Source organism: Castellaniella sp. (assembly GCF_041675725.1).
GTDB lineage: Bacteria > Pseudomonadota > Gammaproteobacteria > Burkholderiales > Burkholderiaceae_B > Castellaniella.
Map to the genome: position 1 here is coordinate 1 of NZ_JBAYTI010000060.1, position 15,609 is coordinate 15,609.

The 15,609-nt window shown below is 66.0% G+C and carries 14 protein-coding genes; 13 read left to right on the plus strand and 1 reads right to left on the minus strand.

What is annotated here, in order from left to right:
- Nucleotides 1-246 precede the first annotated feature (246 nt).
- The 6 genes from WCZ84_RS11260 to WCZ84_RS11285 all read left to right on the plus strand — a co-directional run bounded on the left by WCZ84_RS11260 (nt 247) and on the right by WCZ84_RS11285 (nt 7,152).
- Nucleotides 247-1,464, plus strand: a complete 1,218-nt coding sequence (locus tag WCZ84_RS11260; protein ID WP_372686371.1) for an ABC transporter substrate-binding protein — start codon at nt 247-249, stop codon at nt 1,462-1,464.
- 1 nt (nt 1,465) lies between these two features.
- Nucleotides 1,466-2,338, plus strand: coding sequence for a branched-chain amino acid ABC transporter permease (locus WCZ84_RS11265; protein WP_372686372.1), 873 nt, complete (start codon nt 1,466-1,468; stop codon nt 2,336-2,338).
- Nucleotides 2,335-3,294: a branched-chain amino acid ABC transporter permease gene (locus WCZ84_RS11270; RefSeq protein WP_372686373.1), complete on the plus strand. Its 960-nt coding sequence runs from the start codon at nt 2,335-2,337 to the stop codon at nt 3,292-3,294. The genes WCZ84_RS11265 and WCZ84_RS11270 overlap by 4 nt, the downstream gene beginning before the upstream one ends.
- Nucleotides 3,291-4,097 carry an ABC transporter ATP-binding protein gene (locus tag WCZ84_RS11275; protein ID WP_372686374.1) on the plus strand — a complete coding sequence of 269 codons (807 nt, stop codon included), beginning with the start codon at nt 3,291-3,293 and terminating at the stop codon, nt 4,095-4,097. The genes WCZ84_RS11270 and WCZ84_RS11275 overlap by 4 nt, the downstream gene beginning before the upstream one ends.
- Complete coding sequence (locus WCZ84_RS11280; protein ID WP_372686375.1) at nt 4,097-4,795, plus strand: ABC transporter ATP-binding protein; 699 nt, start codon at nt 4,097-4,099, stop codon at nt 4,793-4,795. Before WCZ84_RS11275 ends, WCZ84_RS11280 begins: the two co-directional genes overlap by 1 nt.
- An 83-nt stretch (nt 4,796-4,878) precedes the next feature.
- Nucleotides 4,879-7,152: an FUSC family membrane protein gene (locus WCZ84_RS11285; RefSeq protein WP_372686376.1), complete on the plus strand. Its 2,274-nt coding sequence runs from the start codon at nt 4,879-4,881 to the stop codon at nt 7,150-7,152.
- Nucleotides 7,153-7,175: 23 nt separating this feature from the next.
- On the opposite strand, the gene WCZ84_RS11290 is transcribed toward WCZ84_RS11285, so the two are convergent.
- A complete protein-coding gene (locus WCZ84_RS11290; protein ID WP_372686377.1) occupies nt 7,176-8,057 on the minus strand; it encodes a pirin family protein in 882 nt (293 codons plus the stop codon).
- Nucleotides 8,058-8,372: 315 nt separating this feature from the next.
- Between WCZ84_RS11290 and WCZ84_RS11295 the strand changes: the two genes are divergently transcribed.
- The 7 genes from WCZ84_RS11295 to WCZ84_RS11325 are packed head-to-tail and all read left to right on the plus strand — an operon-like array spanning nt 8,373 to nt 15,595.
- Entirely contained in the window at nt 8,373-9,506 is a 1,134-nt protein-coding gene (locus tag WCZ84_RS11295) for an ABC transporter substrate-binding protein (RefSeq protein ID WP_372686378.1), read from the plus strand.
- A 38-nt stretch (nt 9,507-9,544) separates the two neighbouring features.
- Entirely contained in the window at nt 9,545-11,488 is a 1,944-nt protein-coding gene (locus tag WCZ84_RS11300) for an ABC transporter permease (RefSeq protein WP_372686379.1), read from the plus strand.
- Complete coding sequence (locus tag WCZ84_RS11305) at nt 11,485-12,303, plus strand: ABC transporter ATP-binding protein (RefSeq protein ID WP_372686380.1); 819 nt, start codon at nt 11,485-11,487, stop codon at nt 12,301-12,303. The genes WCZ84_RS11300 and WCZ84_RS11305 overlap by 4 nt, the downstream gene beginning before the upstream one ends.
- On the plus strand, nt 12,287-13,006 hold the full coding sequence (locus tag WCZ84_RS11310) for an ABC transporter ATP-binding protein (protein ID WP_372686381.1): 720 nt from the start codon (nt 12,287-12,289) through the stop codon (nt 13,004-13,006). The genes WCZ84_RS11305 and WCZ84_RS11310 overlap by 17 nt, the downstream gene beginning before the upstream one ends.
- A 3-nt stretch (nt 13,007-13,009) precedes the next feature.
- A complete protein-coding gene (locus WCZ84_RS11315) occupies nt 13,010-13,969 on the plus strand; it encodes a uroporphyrinogen decarboxylase family protein (RefSeq protein WP_372686382.1) in 960 nt (319 codons plus the stop codon).
- Nucleotides 13,966-14,979 carry a dihydroxyacetone kinase subunit DhaK gene (locus WCZ84_RS11320; protein WP_372686383.1) on the plus strand — a complete coding sequence of 338 codons (1,014 nt, stop codon included), beginning with the start codon at nt 13,966-13,968 and terminating at the stop codon, nt 14,977-14,979. Before WCZ84_RS11315 ends, WCZ84_RS11320 begins: the two co-directional genes overlap by 4 nt.
- Nucleotides 14,972-15,595, plus strand: coding sequence for a DAK2 domain-containing protein (locus WCZ84_RS11325; RefSeq protein ID WP_372686384.1), 624 nt, complete (start codon nt 14,972-14,974; stop codon nt 15,593-15,595). Before WCZ84_RS11320 ends, WCZ84_RS11325 begins: the two co-directional genes overlap by 8 nt.
- The last annotated feature ends 14 nt before the right edge of the window (nt 15,596-15,609 follow it).

Here is a 15,609-nt window from a genome sequence, read left to right on the forward strand (position 1 = left end):
GCTTCCGATGCCATCGGGCAGGCCAACACCGCCCTGGTGAACAAGATGGCCGAGCTGCGCAGCCCCTCCTGAAACAGGGCCCGCGATCGCGGGCGGAATGCCCGCCGCCCGGGCTATCCCGGGCAGGCCCGCGCGCCCGATCCGGGCCGGGCGGCCGGGCCGCCAAAAACCACAATATTGGTGTAGACTTCATGAAAAATACAAATTGACAGATGTTTGAAACATTTGCCTTCTACGGAGACTCTCATGAAAACACCATCACGCAGTGTGTTGCTCGCCGTGGCCATGGCCACGGCGTTTGCTGCCGGCAGCGCCCAGGCCGCTGACCCCATCCGCATCGGCGGCATCTACCTGATGTCCGGCAGCGCGGCATCCTATGGCGAATTCGCCAAGCAGGGCGCGTCGCTGGCCATCGACGAAATCAATGCGCAGGGCGGGGTGCTGGGGCGCCCCCTGGCCATCCAGATCGAAGACAGCCAGGGCAAGGCGGCCACGGCCATCCAGGTGGCCCGCAAGATGGTCTACCAGGACAAGGTCGACCTGATGATGGGGCTCGACAGCTCCGGCGTGGCGCAAGGCCTGGTGCCGGTGCTGCCCGAACTCGGCAAGCCCTTCATGATCACGCATGCCGCCACGCCCGACGTCACTGGCAAGCTGTGCAACAAGTACACCTTCCGCCTGAGCGTCAACGTCAACCAGAACATGATGGGCGCCGCCGACATCGCCGCCGACACGGGGGCGGTCAAATGGACCACGATCGGTCCAGACTACGCCTTCGGCCACCAGTCCTGGGAATTCTTCAGCAAGTACCTGAAAGAAAAGAAACCCGATGCCGTGCTCATGGAAGACCAGCTCGCATTCCCGAAGTTCGGGGCTGAAGATTTCACGCCGTTCATCAACAGCGTCATGGAAAGCAAACCCGACGGCATACTCATCTCGCTGTGGGGCGGCGATCTGGTCAACTTCGTGCGCCAGGCCAATGACCGCGGCTTCTTCAAGCAGGGCTTCAAGGTCCTCATGAGCGTGGGGGCCGCCACCGAAGTCCTCACCGCGCTGGGCGAGCAAATGCCCGAAGACGTCTGGCTGGGCACGCGCTACTGGTACGGCTCCTGGGACAACCCGGTCAACGCGAAATTCGTGGATGCCTACAAGAAGGCCTGGAACCAGCCGCCCAGCTACAACGCCGAAGGCGCCTACATGGCGGTGTATTCCTTCAAGAATGCCATCGAAAAAGCAGGCTCGGTCGAACCCGATCAAATCATCGCGGCGCTTTCGGGCCTGACGGTGCCCGCCCCCACGGGCGATCTCACCTTCCGCGCGGGCGATCACCAGGCGCTCATCGGGCCCACCTGGGGCCTTACGGGCGCCATGAACGCAGCCGACAAAATCCGCTCGCTCACGCAGCTGCACAACTTCGAGGGCGCCAGCGTAACGCCCCCGGTCGACCCCGAGTGCAAGCTCTGACATGGCCGGACTCGGGCTGGCCCTGCTGAACAGCCTGGATATCGGCCTGCTGCTTTTCATCATTGCAGTGGGCCTGAATATCATCTTCGGGGTCCTGAACGTCATCAACTTTGCCCATGGCGCCCTGTACATGCTGGGCGCCTACATGGCCTTCGCCCTCATGGCCGGCCTGGGGCTGCCGTTCTGGCTCACGCTGCTGGTGGCGCCGCTCGTGGTGGCGGCCGTGGCCATTCTCGTCGATCGCAGCATGCTGCGCTTCGTGTACCAGCGCGAAGTGTCCGACAGCCTGCTGCTCACCTTCGCCCTGCTGCTCATCCTGAACGAAGCCGTGCGTCTCATCTGGGGCACGGGCATCCACGTGATCGATCCCCCCGTGCCCCTGCGGGGGGCCATCGACCTGCCGGGGGGGCTGTCCTATCCGCGCTACAGTGTGTTCGTGCTGCTCGTCGGCGCCTGCACACTGGTCGGCCTGTGGCTGCTGTTCAACCGAACCCGGCTGGGCAAGATCATGCGCGCGGCGGCCCTCGATCGCGAAATGGCCCAGGTCCTGTGCATCAACACACGCCTGGTCATCACCGGCGCCTTTGCCTTTGGCGCCTGGCTGGCGGCCCTGGGCGGCGCCGTGGCGGCCCCCATGCGGGCCATCGATCCCGGCATGGGAGACAAGATCATCATAGAAAGCTTCATCGTCGTCGTCATCGGCGGCCTGGGCAGTTTTCCGGGGGCCTTGCTGGGCGCCATCATCCTCGGTCTGATCCATGGCCTGGGCGGGCGCTATCTGCCCGATGCCAACTTGGTCCTGCCATACATCGGCATGGCACTGGTGCTGTTGTTCAAACCCCACGGGCTGATGGGGGCAAGGAAATCCGCATGAATCTTTCCCTGCGCCTGTTCTTCGCGCTGGCCGCGCTGGTCCTGCTCTACGCCCTGCCGGCCCTGGCGCCTTTCTTCTATATCTTCATCGGCACCCAGATCCTGATCCTGGGCCTGTTCGCCGCCAGCTTCAACCTGGTGTTCGGCTATACCGGCATGCTCAGCTTCGGCCACGCGGCGTTCTACGGCATGGGCGCCTATGCCACCGCCATGCTGCTGCAATCGCTGCAGTGGCCGCTGCTTGCCTGTCTGCTGGTGTCGTTCGTCGCCGGCTTGGTGCTGGCGCTCATCATCGGGTTCTTCTGCGTACGGCTCGACGAGGTCTACTTCGCCATGCTGACGCTGGCATTCGGCATGATGGTCTTCGGCGTCGCCCACCAGTGGCGCTCGGTCACCAATGGCAGCGACGGCATCTCGGGGTTCTCCGTGGGCTCGCTGGGGCTCGGGCTCGATCTCACCCTGGGCAACCCGGCGGTCTATTACCGCGTGGTGCTGGTCATCGTGGTGCTGGCCGGCCTGGCGCTGCACCGCATCTGCAATTCCTCATTCGGGCTCATTCTGCGGGCCATCCGCCAGAACCCGGAACGCGTGGCCTTCTGTGGCCTGAACATCCGCCTCTACCGGCTGGCCGCGTTCACCATCGCGGGGGGCTTTGCCGGCCTGGCAGGTGGGCTCATGGCACCCTTCCTGCGCATCGCCAGCCCCGAGCTGGCCCACTGGAGCACGTCGGCCGAACCCGTCCTGATGACCATCCTGGGGGGCAGCGGCTATTTCCTCGGGCCTTTCCTGGGGGCCGGCCTGTTCGTGCTGCTCGAAACCTGGATCACCAGCCTGACCCAATCCTGGATGCTGTTCCTGGGCATTATCCTGGCGCTCATGGTCATGTTCTTTCGCCGCGGGGTCCTGGGCACCGTGCTCGATGCCATCCAGGCCAGGCAGCGCCGGAGGCAGCCATGACATCCCCCCTGGCCGGCGAACCCACGGCCGGCGAGCCCATTCTGCGCATCCGCGACCTGGGCAAGCGCTTTGGCGGCTTTGCGGCCGTATCCGGCGTCTCGCTCGACGTGCAGCGCGGTGAAACCCTGGCCATCATCGGGCCCAACGGCGCCGGCAAGACCACGTTCTACAACCTGCTCTCGGGGCGCATGGCGCCATCGCAGGGCAGCATTGTCTACAAAGGCCAGGAAATCGCCGGCCTGCCGCCCTACCGCATCAGCCGCCTGGGGATTTCGCGCTCCTTCCAGATCAACAACATTTTCACCGAAATGCGCGTGCGCGAAAACGTCGAAGTCGCCCTGACGGCCTGGCACCGCGAAAGCCGGCGCTGGTTCAATCGCGCCGACCGCAACCCAACCATCCGGCGCGAGGCCGACCGCCTGCTCGAACAGCTCTCGCTGGGTCACCTGGCCGAGCAAATCGCCGGCACCATCAGCTACGGAGACAAGCGCCTGGTGGAAATCGCCGTGGTCCTGGCAACGCAACCTGAGCTCGTGCTGCTCGATGAACCCACCGCGGGCATGACCCCCGATGAAACCAGCCGCATCATCGCGCTGGTCCGGTCGCTGGCGCAAACGGGCCAGTACACCTTCCTGATCACCGAGCACGATATGCGGGTGGTCTTCGACCTGGCCGACCGGATCCTGGTTCTGCACCACGGCAGCCCTCTGATCCTGGATGCGCCCGCCGTGGTGCGCGCCAACCCCGAAGTCCGCCGGGCCTATCTCGGCAGCGAAGACGTCGAAATGGCGGGGGCTCCATAATGCTCGAAGTCCAGGACATCCATACCTACTATGGCGACAGCCACGCCCTGCAGGGGGTGTCCCTGTCACTGCGGGCGGGCGAAACCGTCTGCCTGCTGGGCCGCAACGGGGCCGGCAAAAGCACCACCCTGCGCAGCATCATGGGGCTGACCCCGCCGCGCCGGGGCCACATCCGGTTCGAAGGCCACGACATCACCGGCCAGGCGACCTGGCGCACGGCGCGCATGGGGATCGGCCTGGTGGTCGAAGACCGGCGCATCTTCCCGACGCTGTCGGTGCGCGAAAACCTCGAGATCAGCACCTATCGGCGGCCGGGCAGCACCGGCGAGTGGACCATCGAACGGATCTTCGATCTCTACCCCATGCTGGCTGAAATCGCCGATCGCGACGGGGCCAACCTGTCGGGCGGGCAACAGCAGATGCTGGCCGTGGCGCGCTCGCTCATGAGCGAACCCAAGCTGCTGTTGCTCGACGAACCCAACGAAGGCCTGGCACCGGTGATCGTGCAGCAGATCGGCGAACTGATCGACGCGCTGTCAAAGACCACCACCATTCTGTTCACCGACCAGAGCGTGCATTTCGCCATGAAGCATGCCCGGCGTGCCTATGTGCTCGAAAAGGGGCGCATCGTTCATCAGGCCGACAGCCAGGAACTCCTGCGCGACCACGCCACCCAGGAACGATACCTCTCGGTCTGAGGCCCGCCGGTGTGCGCGCAAACCGGGATACGGCGCCCGCCTGCGATTGCCTATACTCGAGACACAGATCCAGGGCTGCGGATGTGAACTCTCTCGTCAACCCATTGCTGCGGTTTTTCACGGGCTACTACCTGTTCGGCGGCCTGCGCCAGGCGGCTGGCATCCTGCTGCCCGCGCTGGTCGTGGCCGGGCACTTCGGCGAGCTCGACACCGGGTTTGCCGCAGCCATCGGCTCGGCCTGCCTGGCCATCGTGGATTCTCCCGGCGGGCCGCGCCGCTATGGGCGCAACGGCATGCTGGCCGCCCTGTTCCTGGCCTCGGCCACCGCCATCGTCACAGGCCTGTTCACGGAAGTCGGCTGGGCCCTCTGGCTGCTGGTGCCTGCTTTGTGCTTCGGCTTCACGATGCTCAATGTCTACGGCAAGCAGGGTGGCTTGCTGGGTTTCGTCTGCCTGCTGGTGATGACCCTCACCATGCGCAGCCCCATGACGGGGACACAGCTGACGCACTACACGCTGGCCATCTTCCTGGGCGGGGTCTTCTACCTGGGCTTCAGCACCATCCTGCGCCGCCTGATGTGGCGCCTGGAAACCCGTCAGGCGCTGTCGGTGGCCTTGTTTGCCACCGCCGACTACATGGCGGCCCGGGCCCGCCTGTACGACACGCAGTTCACCCTGGATGACAGCTATCGCCAGTTGACCCTGCGCCAATCTGCCATGACCGACGCCCATCAGGTCGCCCGCGACGTCGTGCTGCGCGAACTGCCACAGCACACAGACACCCGCGAGAACCGGTTCCGCCAGGCCCTGGTCAACCTGTTCACCGACATGATCGCGCTGCTCGACGGCATGCTGGCCACCCAGACCGACTACGCGCGCTTGCGCCATGGCCTGCCCGACAGCGACATTCTGCTGTTCTCGCGCGACGCGCTGAACAAGCTGGCGGCCAACATCGGCCAGATCGCACTCAACGTGGCGCGCGGCCAGCACAGGCAGGCGCGCAACAGCGTCAAGGCCGAACTGCGTGCGCTCGAATTCGAACTGCAGAAATGGCGCGGCCAGGGGGCCCTGACCCAGGATCCGGAGCTCTACGCGCTTCTGGTGCAAGTGCTGCGCCGCCTGCGAACCATGGCCCGCCTGGTCGAGCGCATGGCGCAGTGCGCCGCACACCCCGAACAGGCGCGGGTCGAAGATGAGCGCACCAACCGCAGCCTGAACCGCTTCCTGACGCGCCAGCGCTGGCAGGTCAGCATGCTCACCAGCAGCCTGAACATGCAGTCGGTGCACTTCCGCTACGCCTTGCGCGTCGCCGCGGCCGCGCTGCTTGCCATGCTGGTCTCCAGCCTGATGCTCGAACTGGGCGAGCGCCACGAACTGCCTGGTGGCCTGGCCAGCCGCGGGTACTGGATCGTGCTGACCGTGCTCATCATCATGAAGCCCGGCTTTGCCATCACCCGGCAACGCAACGGCTGGCGGCTGACAGGCACGCTGTTGGGCTGCGCGCTGGCGCTGCTGCTGTTCACCGTGGTCGACAACGTCAATGTGCTGCTGACATTGCTCGTCGTCTCCGGCATCCTGGGCTACGCCCTGATCCAGGTGAACTACATGTTGGCGGCCACCTTCATCACCCTGCTGGTGATGCTGGCCTTTCATTTCCTCGATCCGGCCGACTCGGCGGCCGTGATCGGCGAACGCCTGACCGATACCGCCATCGGCAGCCTTCTGGCCCTGTCCTGCAGCTACATACTGCCTTCCTGGGAGGTGAATTCACTGCCCCAGCTGGCCCGCACACTGCTCGGGCTGAACCGCGACTTCCTGCAGCGCGGCCTGGCGCTGGTCGCCCTGTCTCGCGGCCGGGGCAGCCCGCAAACCGACCCGGCCGAACTGCTCGAGACCGAGCTCGGCTGGCGCCTGGGCCAACAGCAGGTGCATTATGCCTACAGCAACTTCGCTGCCACGTTTTACCGCATGATGGACGAACCGGTGCGCCATCAGAAGCATGTGCAGGCGTTCAACCGTCTGCTCATGGAGCACAACATCCTGGCGCTGCAGACGGCGGCCATCATCCCGCAGCTTCGGCAGCTCGCGGGAGAGCCCGACGGGATCCGCCGGGCGCTGGACGCCACCCTGCGCTTTCTGGACAATCAGGAAGCCAGCCCGCCTCGCACACTCGAGACCGATGACGCCCACGCCGCACTGGCCTACCCGTTGCGGCAGATGATCAACGCCGCCCAGGGGATACGCGACACCATGCGCGAACTGGACCTGCTGGCCCGTCCGGCCGCTGCCCAATCCGCCAGCCCGGCATCGGCCACGCCTGCGCCTCGGGCAGCGCCCGAAGGCTCAGGCGGTCCCTGACGGTTCAAGCAGCCCCTGAAGACTCAGGCGGCCCCCGAAGGCAGCGGGATGAATTCCTGGTCATCCCCAACCGGCAACGGCATGCGCTGCATCCGCCAATCCGCCCTGGCCTGCTCAAGCCGCTCGCGCGACGAGGACACGAAGTTCCAGGAAATGTGGCGCTCGCCGATGGGTTCCCCCCCGAGCACCATGACGATGGAGGGCTGGCGTGCCCGGATATCGACGGCCCGGCCCGGGGCCAGCACCAGCATGCGGCCCGCAGACACCACCTGGCCATCGAGCTCGATCTCGCCCCAGGCCACGTAGACCGCCCGTTCGGGATACTGCGTGCCCAGGCTGCGCACGGACTCGGCGCGCATGTCCCAGTGCTGATAGAACAGGGGCGAATACACGGGCACGGCAGCCGTCTGGCCATCGAGGCGGCCGGCGATCAACCGCCCGGTGACGCCATGCTCTTCGAATTCGGGCAATTGGGCGGCCCCCTGCAGATGGTGAAAGCTGGGTTCATCTTCTTCGTGCGCTTCGGGCAGCGCCACCCAGGCCTGCGCCCCGTGCATATTGGCCCCATGCGTGCGCGCATATTCCAGCCGCTCGCTATGGGTGATGCCCCGGCCGGCCGTCATCCAGTTGACCTCGCCAGGGCGGATTTCCTGATGGCACCCAAGGCTGTCGCGATGCGTGATCGCGCCGCTGTACAGGTAGGTGACGGTGGACAGGCCGATGTGCGGATGGGGCCGTACGTCGAGCGCGCGCGGGATGCCGGGCGCCAGCTGCATGGGACCCATGTGGTCGAAGAAAATGAAGGGCCCCACCATGCGGCGTTTCCTGAAGGGCAAGAGGCGCCCCACCTTGAAACCGCCGCCCAGGTCATGGGGTCGTTGTTCGATCCACAAGTGTGCATCCATGAGGTTCTCCAGAGCGGGCAATGAGCGTGCGCCCATGATACCTCTTGTGTTCATGCGCCACGGCGGCCGTGGCGCGGGGCGTGCCCTGGGCGGCCGCGACGGCGGTCCACCGGCCCGTCGGACGCTGATTGGGCTCTTTGAGCACCCACCGCCTATACCCTATACTTGTGCCTTGGCAGAAAAAGCGGGATGGCCTGTTCCTGCGCACAAATGCTTATGCTGAATAGACATAAGGCATGAACAAAAACTCGAAGTTGTTTTATATTCTGCCTGTATGCGCCCATTGTCGGGCCTGACACCGGAGCAAGACACATCATGGCAAACAAACGACTCTTCCAGACACTCGCCGTGGCGGCTGCAATCGCCCCCATGGCGCTTTTCAACACCCCGGCCGCGGCGGCCGACGACGTCGCCAAGATCGGGGTTTTCGTGCCACTGACGGGTGAAAATGCCGAAAACGGCCAGCAAATCCGCAAGGCCGTCGAGCTGTACGTCGATCAGTACAACAAGCAGGACCACCGTCACAAGATTGAACTCGTGGTGCGCGACGACCGCGGCGAACCCAAGACGGCCACCAACATCGCACGCGAATTCGCCCAGGACAAGGACATGATCGCCGCCGTGGGCAGCTTCACCAGCACGGCCGCCATGGCGGCGGCCCCCATCCTCGACAAGGCGGGCATCCCGCAGATTTCACCCACGTCGTCGCACCCCGATTTCACCGGCCTGGCCAAATACGCGTTCCGTGGCACGCCGACCCAGGCGATCGAAGCCGACCGCATCGCCGATTACGTCGCCGATGTACTGGGCGCCAAAACAGCCGCCATCGTGTACCGCCAGGATGACTGGGGCAACTCGGCCGCCAACGTCTTCAAGAAAAGCTTCGAGGCCAAGGGCGGCACCATCGTGGCCTCCGAAGCCGTGGCCCCCGACACCCGCGACCTGCGCACCCTGGTCACCGTCCTCAAAGAAAAAAATCCGGACGCCATCTACGTCGCCGTGCACTATGCCAGTGGCGCCGTGCTGGCGCAGCGCCTGAAAGCCGCCGGCTGGGATCCTGACGTCATCACCTCCACTGCGCTGTACACCCACCAGCTCATCGACCTGGCCGGGGGCGAGGCCGTCGAAGGCTGGTACGTGCCGGCGTTCTTCTTTGCCGAAAGCACCGAGCCGGTCGTGCAGAACTTCGTGACGGCCTACAAGAAAGCCTACGACCAGACCCCCAATGCCTTTGGCGCCGTGGGCTACGACTCCATCGCCATGATCGGCACCGCGCTCGACGACATCGGCCCCATGGGCGCCGAAGGCCGCAAGGCACTGGGCGACAAGCTGTTCGACGTGCAGGTGCGCGGCACGACCGGCGCGATGAAGTTCGACCAGAAAGGGGACGTCGACAAGACCATCACCTGGCTCAAGATCGAAGACGGGGAGTTCGAGCCGGCCAACTGAAGCACCCAGGCCCCTCAACCATCCACTCTTCCTGAAACATGATCGTACTGATCGAGCAGTTCATCAATGGCCTGGCCATCGGCAGCGTGTATGCCATCGTGGCCCTGGGTTTCGCCCTGGTGTTCGGGGTGGCCAAGGTGGTCAACTTCGCTCAGGGCTCGCAGGTCATGGTGGGGGCCTACCTGGTATGGGCCAGCACCGCCCTTTGGGGCCTGCCGCTGTGGGCGGCGTTCGTGGTCGCCCTGGTGGGATCGGTGCTGATCGCTTTGCTGATCGACCTGATCGCGGTCGAATGGCTCGGCGATTCGGCCGAAATCGCCCCCCTGCTCAGCACGCTGGCGCTGTCCTTCATGCTGGACCAGGGGGTGCGCCTGATCTGGTCTCCAGACCCGGTCGCCTTTCCCAACCCTTTCGCGGACGTCAGCCTGCAGTGGGGTCCCCTGTACGTGGGCGCGACCGACGTGATCATCCTCGGCGTCACGGTGATCTTCATGGCGCTCTTCAGCCTGCTGCTCAAGTTCAGCTGGCTGGGGCGCTCCATCCGCGCCGCCGCCCAGGACCCGGTCGCCGCCCAGCAGATGGGGGTGCATACCGGTCCGGCCAAACTGGCCGTGTTTGCGCTCTCCGGGGCCCTGGGGGCGCTGGGCGGCGTGCTGGTGGGGATGTACTTTCAGCAGATCGACCCCGCCATGGGCCTGCCGTTTGGCCTGAAAGGCTTTGCAGCCGCCATGGTGGGCGGGGTGGTCAGTCTGCCCGGCGCCGTGCTCGGGGGGCTGGTGCTGGGGGTGTTCGAATCCCTGGCGGGGGGCTACATCGGGTCGGCCTGGCGCGATATCGGGGCATTTTCGCTGCTGCTGCTGGTGCTGGTCCTGCGCCCACAAGGCCTGCTCGGCTCGCGCGCCCTGCAGGGCCTGGGCGGTTCGCGGGGGGCAGGCGCCATTCCAACCACATCGCCGCTGGCGGATAATTCCGGGTTTCCGGTCACCGTCATGGGCACGCGCCATATTCCCATGGGCTGGACGATCGGCCTGACCCTGGCCATCGGCCTGATCGCCAGCTTCCAGATGGATGGCTACTGGTCGGGGGTATTCGCGCAGGGCGCCATCTTCGCCACGGCGGCCCTGGGGCTGACCGTACTGACGGGCTTCACGGGCTACGTTTCGGTCGGCAACAGCGCGCTGATGGGCATCGGGGCCTACGTCTGCGCGCTCATCACCACCAAACTGGGCTGGCCCTTCGAAATGGTCTTGCTGTCGGTCATCGTCATTGGCGCCATGGCCGGCTTGCTGTTTGCCTATCCGATTCTCAAGCTGTCGGGCCATATGGTGGCACTGGCCACCCTGGCACTGGGCCAGATCGGTTATCTGGTCATGCTCAATGCCATCCCGATCACCCGCGGCCCCATGGGGATCGGGGGGATAGCCGAGCCGCACTTTGCCTTGCTGGGTGGGCGTTCGCTGGATTTCCCAGGCGCCATTACGGCCATCTGTTTTGGCGTCCTGCTGCTGGCCCTGTTCCTGGTCCACCTGCTGCAGCGCGGCCATCTGTCCCTCAACTTCCGCCTGATCCGCGAAGACCGCCTGGCGGCCGATGCCTATGGCGTGCATGCGACGCCTTACGTGGTCATCGCCTTCATCATGAGCAGCATCATGGCCGGGCTGGGCGGCATGATGTTCGCCTACCAGCAGTCGTACGTCAGTCCGGATTCCTTCCTCATCCTGTTTTCCTTCCTGCTGCTGACCATGGTGCTGGCGGGCGGCATCGTTTCGCCCTTCGGGGCGGTGGCCGGCAGCATCGTGCTGATCGCCCTGCCAGAGCTCCTGCGCGGGCACGCCGAATACCGCGAGCTGATCTACGGTGCGATCCTGATCCTGATCATCAAGTTCCTGCCCTCTGGCCTCACGTCGCTGTCGTTCGGGCGCGCACGCGCGCTGGCCGGCGCGAGCCAGGCCAAGCGCGGCACCCCGCAGGGGAAGCCATGATCACCATCCAGGGCTTGAGCAAGACCTACGGCGGCCTGCACGCCTGTGACAATATCAGCCTGAGCGTGGAACCCGGTTCCACCACGGCGATCGTCGGGCCCAACGGCGCAGGCAAATCCACGCTCGTGCAGCTGCTCTCAGGCGTCACCCGCGCCGACGCAGGCAGCATACGCTTCGGCGACATCGACGTCACCCGGCTGTCGCCCGCCCACCGGTTCTCGCTGGGCATGGTGCGCAGTTTCCAGACCGCGCGCGTGTTCCCCGGTCTGAACGTGCTCGACAGCGTGCGGGTGGGCGCCTACTACGGGCTGTTCTACGCCAGCCATCCTTTTTCGCTGGGCAGCACGGTGCGCGACGCAACGGCCTCGCTGCTGCAGCTGCCCTCGTGGCACGTGCGCTATCGCGAGGCCGAGCGCCATGCCCTGGAAATCATCGACCTCTTCGGCGAACGCCTCAGCCCGCGCCTGGATCACTACACCTTCACGCTGTCGTACGCCAACCGCCGGCGGGTCGAAATCGCCCGGGCCCTGGCCAGCCGGCCCAAGCTGCTGATGCTCGACGAGCCCACGGCGGGCATGAACCCCACCGAAACGGAAGAGCTCGCCCGCCTGCTGCGCGACATCAAGGCGGCCCGCCCCGAACTCACCCTGGTGTTCATCGAGCACAAAATGAACGTGGTGCGCCAAATGAGCCAGCGCGTCATCGTCATGGACGCCGGGCGCGTCATTGCCGACGACACCCCGGATGCGGCGCTCAACGACCCCAAGGTGATCGAAGCCTATCTCGGAGGAGGCCACCGTGCTGCTCAGGCTTGAGTCGGTCAACGTCTTCTACGGCCCGGTCCAGGCCCTGCACGACGTCAGCATCCAGGTGGCCGCGGGCGAAGTCGTCGCGGTGCTCGGGGGCAATGCCTCGGGCAAATCGACCACCATCAAGACGGCGCTGCAGCTGGTGAAACCGCGCGACGGCCAGGTGCTTCTCGATGACGAAGACCTGGCCAGCGTGAGCACGCCCGAAGTCATCGCGCGCGGGGTCGCCTCCATTCCCGAATCGCGCCGCTTGTTCGCGGAAATGACGGTCGAGGAAAACGTCCTGATGGGGCTGTATGCCCACCGGCGGCGCCTGACCCGGCAGCAGGTGCGCGCCCGCCTCGACGAGGCCATCGCCCAGTTCCCGCGTGTGCAAGAGCGCCTGCGCCAGGTGGCCGGCACCCTCTCGGGCGGCGAGCAGCAGATGGTGGCGATGGCGCGCGCCCTGATCCAACGGCCGCGCATCATTGCCATCGACGAGCCGTCCATGGGCCTTTCGCCGGCCTACGTGGACATCGTCTACGACCTGCTCTTCGAATGGAAAGCGCGCGGCACCACCATGCTCATCGTCGAACAAAGCGCCAACCGGTCGCTTGCGCTGTCGGACCGCGCCTACGTACTGCAGAACGGCGCGGTGGTCATGCAGGGGGCATCGGCCGATCTGGCGCGCGATCCCAACATTCAATCGGCTTACCTCGGAGGTATGTAGCATATGGACAAGAAACAGCGTTTCATGGCGGCGAGCCGGGGTGAACCGGTAGACCATCCGCCCGTCAGCAGCTGGATCCATTTCGGCAGCGCCCTCTGGGAACCGGCGCTGGCGGCCGACGTGCACCTGCGTTTCGTGCGCGCCTACGACTGGGACTACATCAAGGTGATGGATGACTACCGCTTTCCCACCGAAGGCGGCCTGCGCGAAGCCACCACGGTGGACGAACTGCGCGCCATCGGCAGCCCGCAGCTGAAGTACGACAACTTCGAGCGCCAGCTCGAAGTCCTGCGCCGCATCCGCGACGGCGCCCCGGGCGTCCCGACCCTGGATACCGTGTTCTCCCCTTTCCAGACCGTCATCCGCGCGCTGGGCGATGGCGTGGTGCCGCTGTTCAAAGCGCATCCACAGGTGGCCCACGAAGTCATCGGCCAGGTGGCCGATCGCCTGGTCGATTTCATCCGCGCTTCGGCCGGGATCGTAGATGGCATCTTTCTTGCCGTGAACGGCGCCGATGCCGGGGCCGACGGCTGGGGGCTCGATGCGGCACAATTCGCCGACTGGATCGCCCCCTACGACCGGCGGGTACTCGAAGCCGCCAGTGACCGGGTCCGGGTCATGCATGTGCATGGCTACGACCTGATCCCCGAGTGGGTGGACGGCTATCCGGCCGAAGTGCTGAGCTGGTCGCACAATCAATCGCGCCCCACCCTGGGCGAAGTCGCGCGCGGCGGGCGCCACATTCCCATGGGCGGGCTGGACGAAGTGGGCACCTTGTACTGGGCGCTGAGCAAGGTGCGCGCCAACGTACTGGCGAGCCGCCAGGAAACGGCCGATCGCATCATCGTGGCGCCGGGCTGCACCATGCATTCCGATACGCCGCCCGCGATCTTTCACGCACTGGCGGCCGCGGCCCGCATGCCCCTGCCGGCTCCGGCACCGCGGCCCGGAGGCACTGCATGAGCCGACGCTATTTCATCAACGAGCCCGACGAGTTCGTACTCGAGGCCGCTGAAGGCCTGACGCTGGCCCACCCCGAGATCGCCTGGCAGCGCGAGCCGTTCTTTCTGTACCGGCGCACGCCCGCCCCCGGCAAGGTCGCGCTGCTGTCGGGCGGTGGAACCGGGCACGAGCCCCTGCACGCTGGTTTCATCGGCCCTGGGATGCTGGATGGCGCCGTGCCGGGCGCAGTGTTCGCCTCGCCCACCGCATTCCAGATCAGCGCCGCCACCCAGCATGTGAACGGCGGCCAAGGGGTACTGCACATTGTCAAAAACTACACGGGTGACGTGCTGAATTTTTCCATCGCCGCCGAGATCGCGGCCGATGAAGGCATCCCGGTCGCGCGTGTGCTGGTCGATGACGACCTCGCTACGGATATCGCCGGTTCGCGCACCGGGCGCCGGGGCACGGCCGCAACCCTGGTGGTCGAAAAGATATGCGGCGCCGCAGCCGAAGCGGGCGCGGACCTGGACGCGCTGGCACAGCTGGGCGCCCGGGTCGTGGCGCAGACCCGCTCCATGGCCTTGTCCCTCGATGCCTGCACACACCCGGGCACGGGGGTCAAATCCTTCGAATTGCCACCAGAAGAAGTCGAATTCGGCGTAGGCATCCACGGGGAACGCGGGCGGGGCCGCATTGCCTTCGATCGCGCCGATGCTCTGCTGGCCCAGCTGGTCGAACCCTTGATCCAGGCGCTGACGCTGCAGCACGACACCCCGGTGCTGGCGATCGTCAATGGCCTGGGCGCCACCCACCTGACCGAGCTGTACCTGCTTACCAACAGCCTGCACCGCCTGCTCGCCCGATCGGGCATTCCCGTGGTGCGCACGCTCACCGGCTCGTACGTCACGGCCCTGGACATGGCCGGGGCGTCGGTCACGCTGACCCGCATGGATGACGCGTTGCTGCGCTGGTGGGATGCCCCGGTCCACACACCCGCGCTGCACTGGTCGGAGAGACACCATGGCTGACGCATTCGCACGACGCTGGCTGGCACATTTCTCTGCCGCCTTCGAGCTCGAAAAAGCCCACCTGGGCGCGCTGGACCGCGCGGCAGGAGACGGCGACTTCGCCGTCAACCTGGCGCAGGCGCTGAAACGCGCCCAGGCGGGCGTCGACGCCCTGCCCGCCGACGCCCGCGACGCGCAGGTGCTCGGTGCCACCGCCAATGGCTTCCTGCACACCGGCGGAACCAGCGGACCCCTGCTGGGCATGTGGCTGCGCGAGCTCGCCAAAGCGTGGACAACCCACGATACCCCCCTGGCGGCACTGGCAGCCGGTGTGGCTGCGGGAACTGCCGGCGTGCAGCGGCTGGGTGGCGCCGGGCCCGGCGACCGCACCATGGTCGACGCCATGCTCCCTGCCGCCGCAGCGCTGACGCAGGCCCTCGAAGAGGGCGCGACCCTGGCGCAGGGCCTGGAGCAAGCCGCCCTGGCGGCCCAACAGGGTGCCGAGGCCACCACCCACATGGCCGCGGCGCTGGGGCGGGCCAGCTATGTGGGTGACGCCGCGGCCGGCATCATGGATCCCGGCGCCGCCGCGATCGCCCTGTTCTTCCGTGCAGGCAGGCAAGCCTGCGGCTCTTGATCGAGGAGAGCCCA

Coding starts and splice junctions, on each gene's coding strand:
- WCZ84_RS11300 (WP_372686379.1), top strand. CDS start 9,545: ATGATCGTACTGATCGAGCAGTTCATCAATGGCCTGGCCATCGGCAGC.
- WCZ84_RS11305 (WP_372686380.1), top strand. CDS start 11,485: ATGATCACCATCCAGGGCTTGAGCAAGACCTACGGCGGCCTGCACGCC.
- WCZ84_RS11295 (WP_372686378.1), top strand. CDS start 8,373: ATGGCAAACAAACGACTCTTCCAGACACTCGCCGTGGCGGCTGCAATC.
- WCZ84_RS11270 (WP_372686373.1), top strand. CDS start 2,335: ATGAATCTTTCCCTGCGCCTGTTCTTCGCGCTGGCCGCGCTGGTCCTG.
- WCZ84_RS11260 (WP_372686371.1), top strand. CDS start 247: ATGAAAACACCATCACGCAGTGTGTTGCTCGCCGTGGCCATGGCCACG.
- WCZ84_RS11275 (WP_372686374.1), top strand. CDS start 3,291: ATGACATCCCCCCTGGCCGGCGAACCCACGGCCGGCGAGCCCATTCTG.
- WCZ84_RS11325 (WP_372686384.1), top strand. CDS start 14,972: ATGGCTGACGCATTCGCACGACGCTGGCTGGCACATTTCTCTGCCGCC.
- WCZ84_RS11280 (WP_372686375.1), top strand. CDS start 4,097: ATGCTCGAAGTCCAGGACATCCATACCTACTATGGCGACAGCCACGCC.
- WCZ84_RS11290 (WP_372686377.1), bottom strand. CDS start 8,057: ATGGATGCACACTTGTGGATCGAACAACGACCCCATGACCTGGGCGGC.
- WCZ84_RS11320 (WP_372686383.1), top strand. CDS start 13,966: ATGAGCCGACGCTATTTCATCAACGAGCCCGACGAGTTCGTACTCGAG.
- WCZ84_RS11315 (WP_372686382.1), top strand. CDS start 13,010: ATGGACAAGAAACAGCGTTTCATGGCGGCGAGCCGGGGTGAACCGGTA.
- WCZ84_RS11265 (WP_372686372.1), top strand. CDS start 1,466: ATGGCCGGACTCGGGCTGGCCCTGCTGAACAGCCTGGATATCGGCCTG.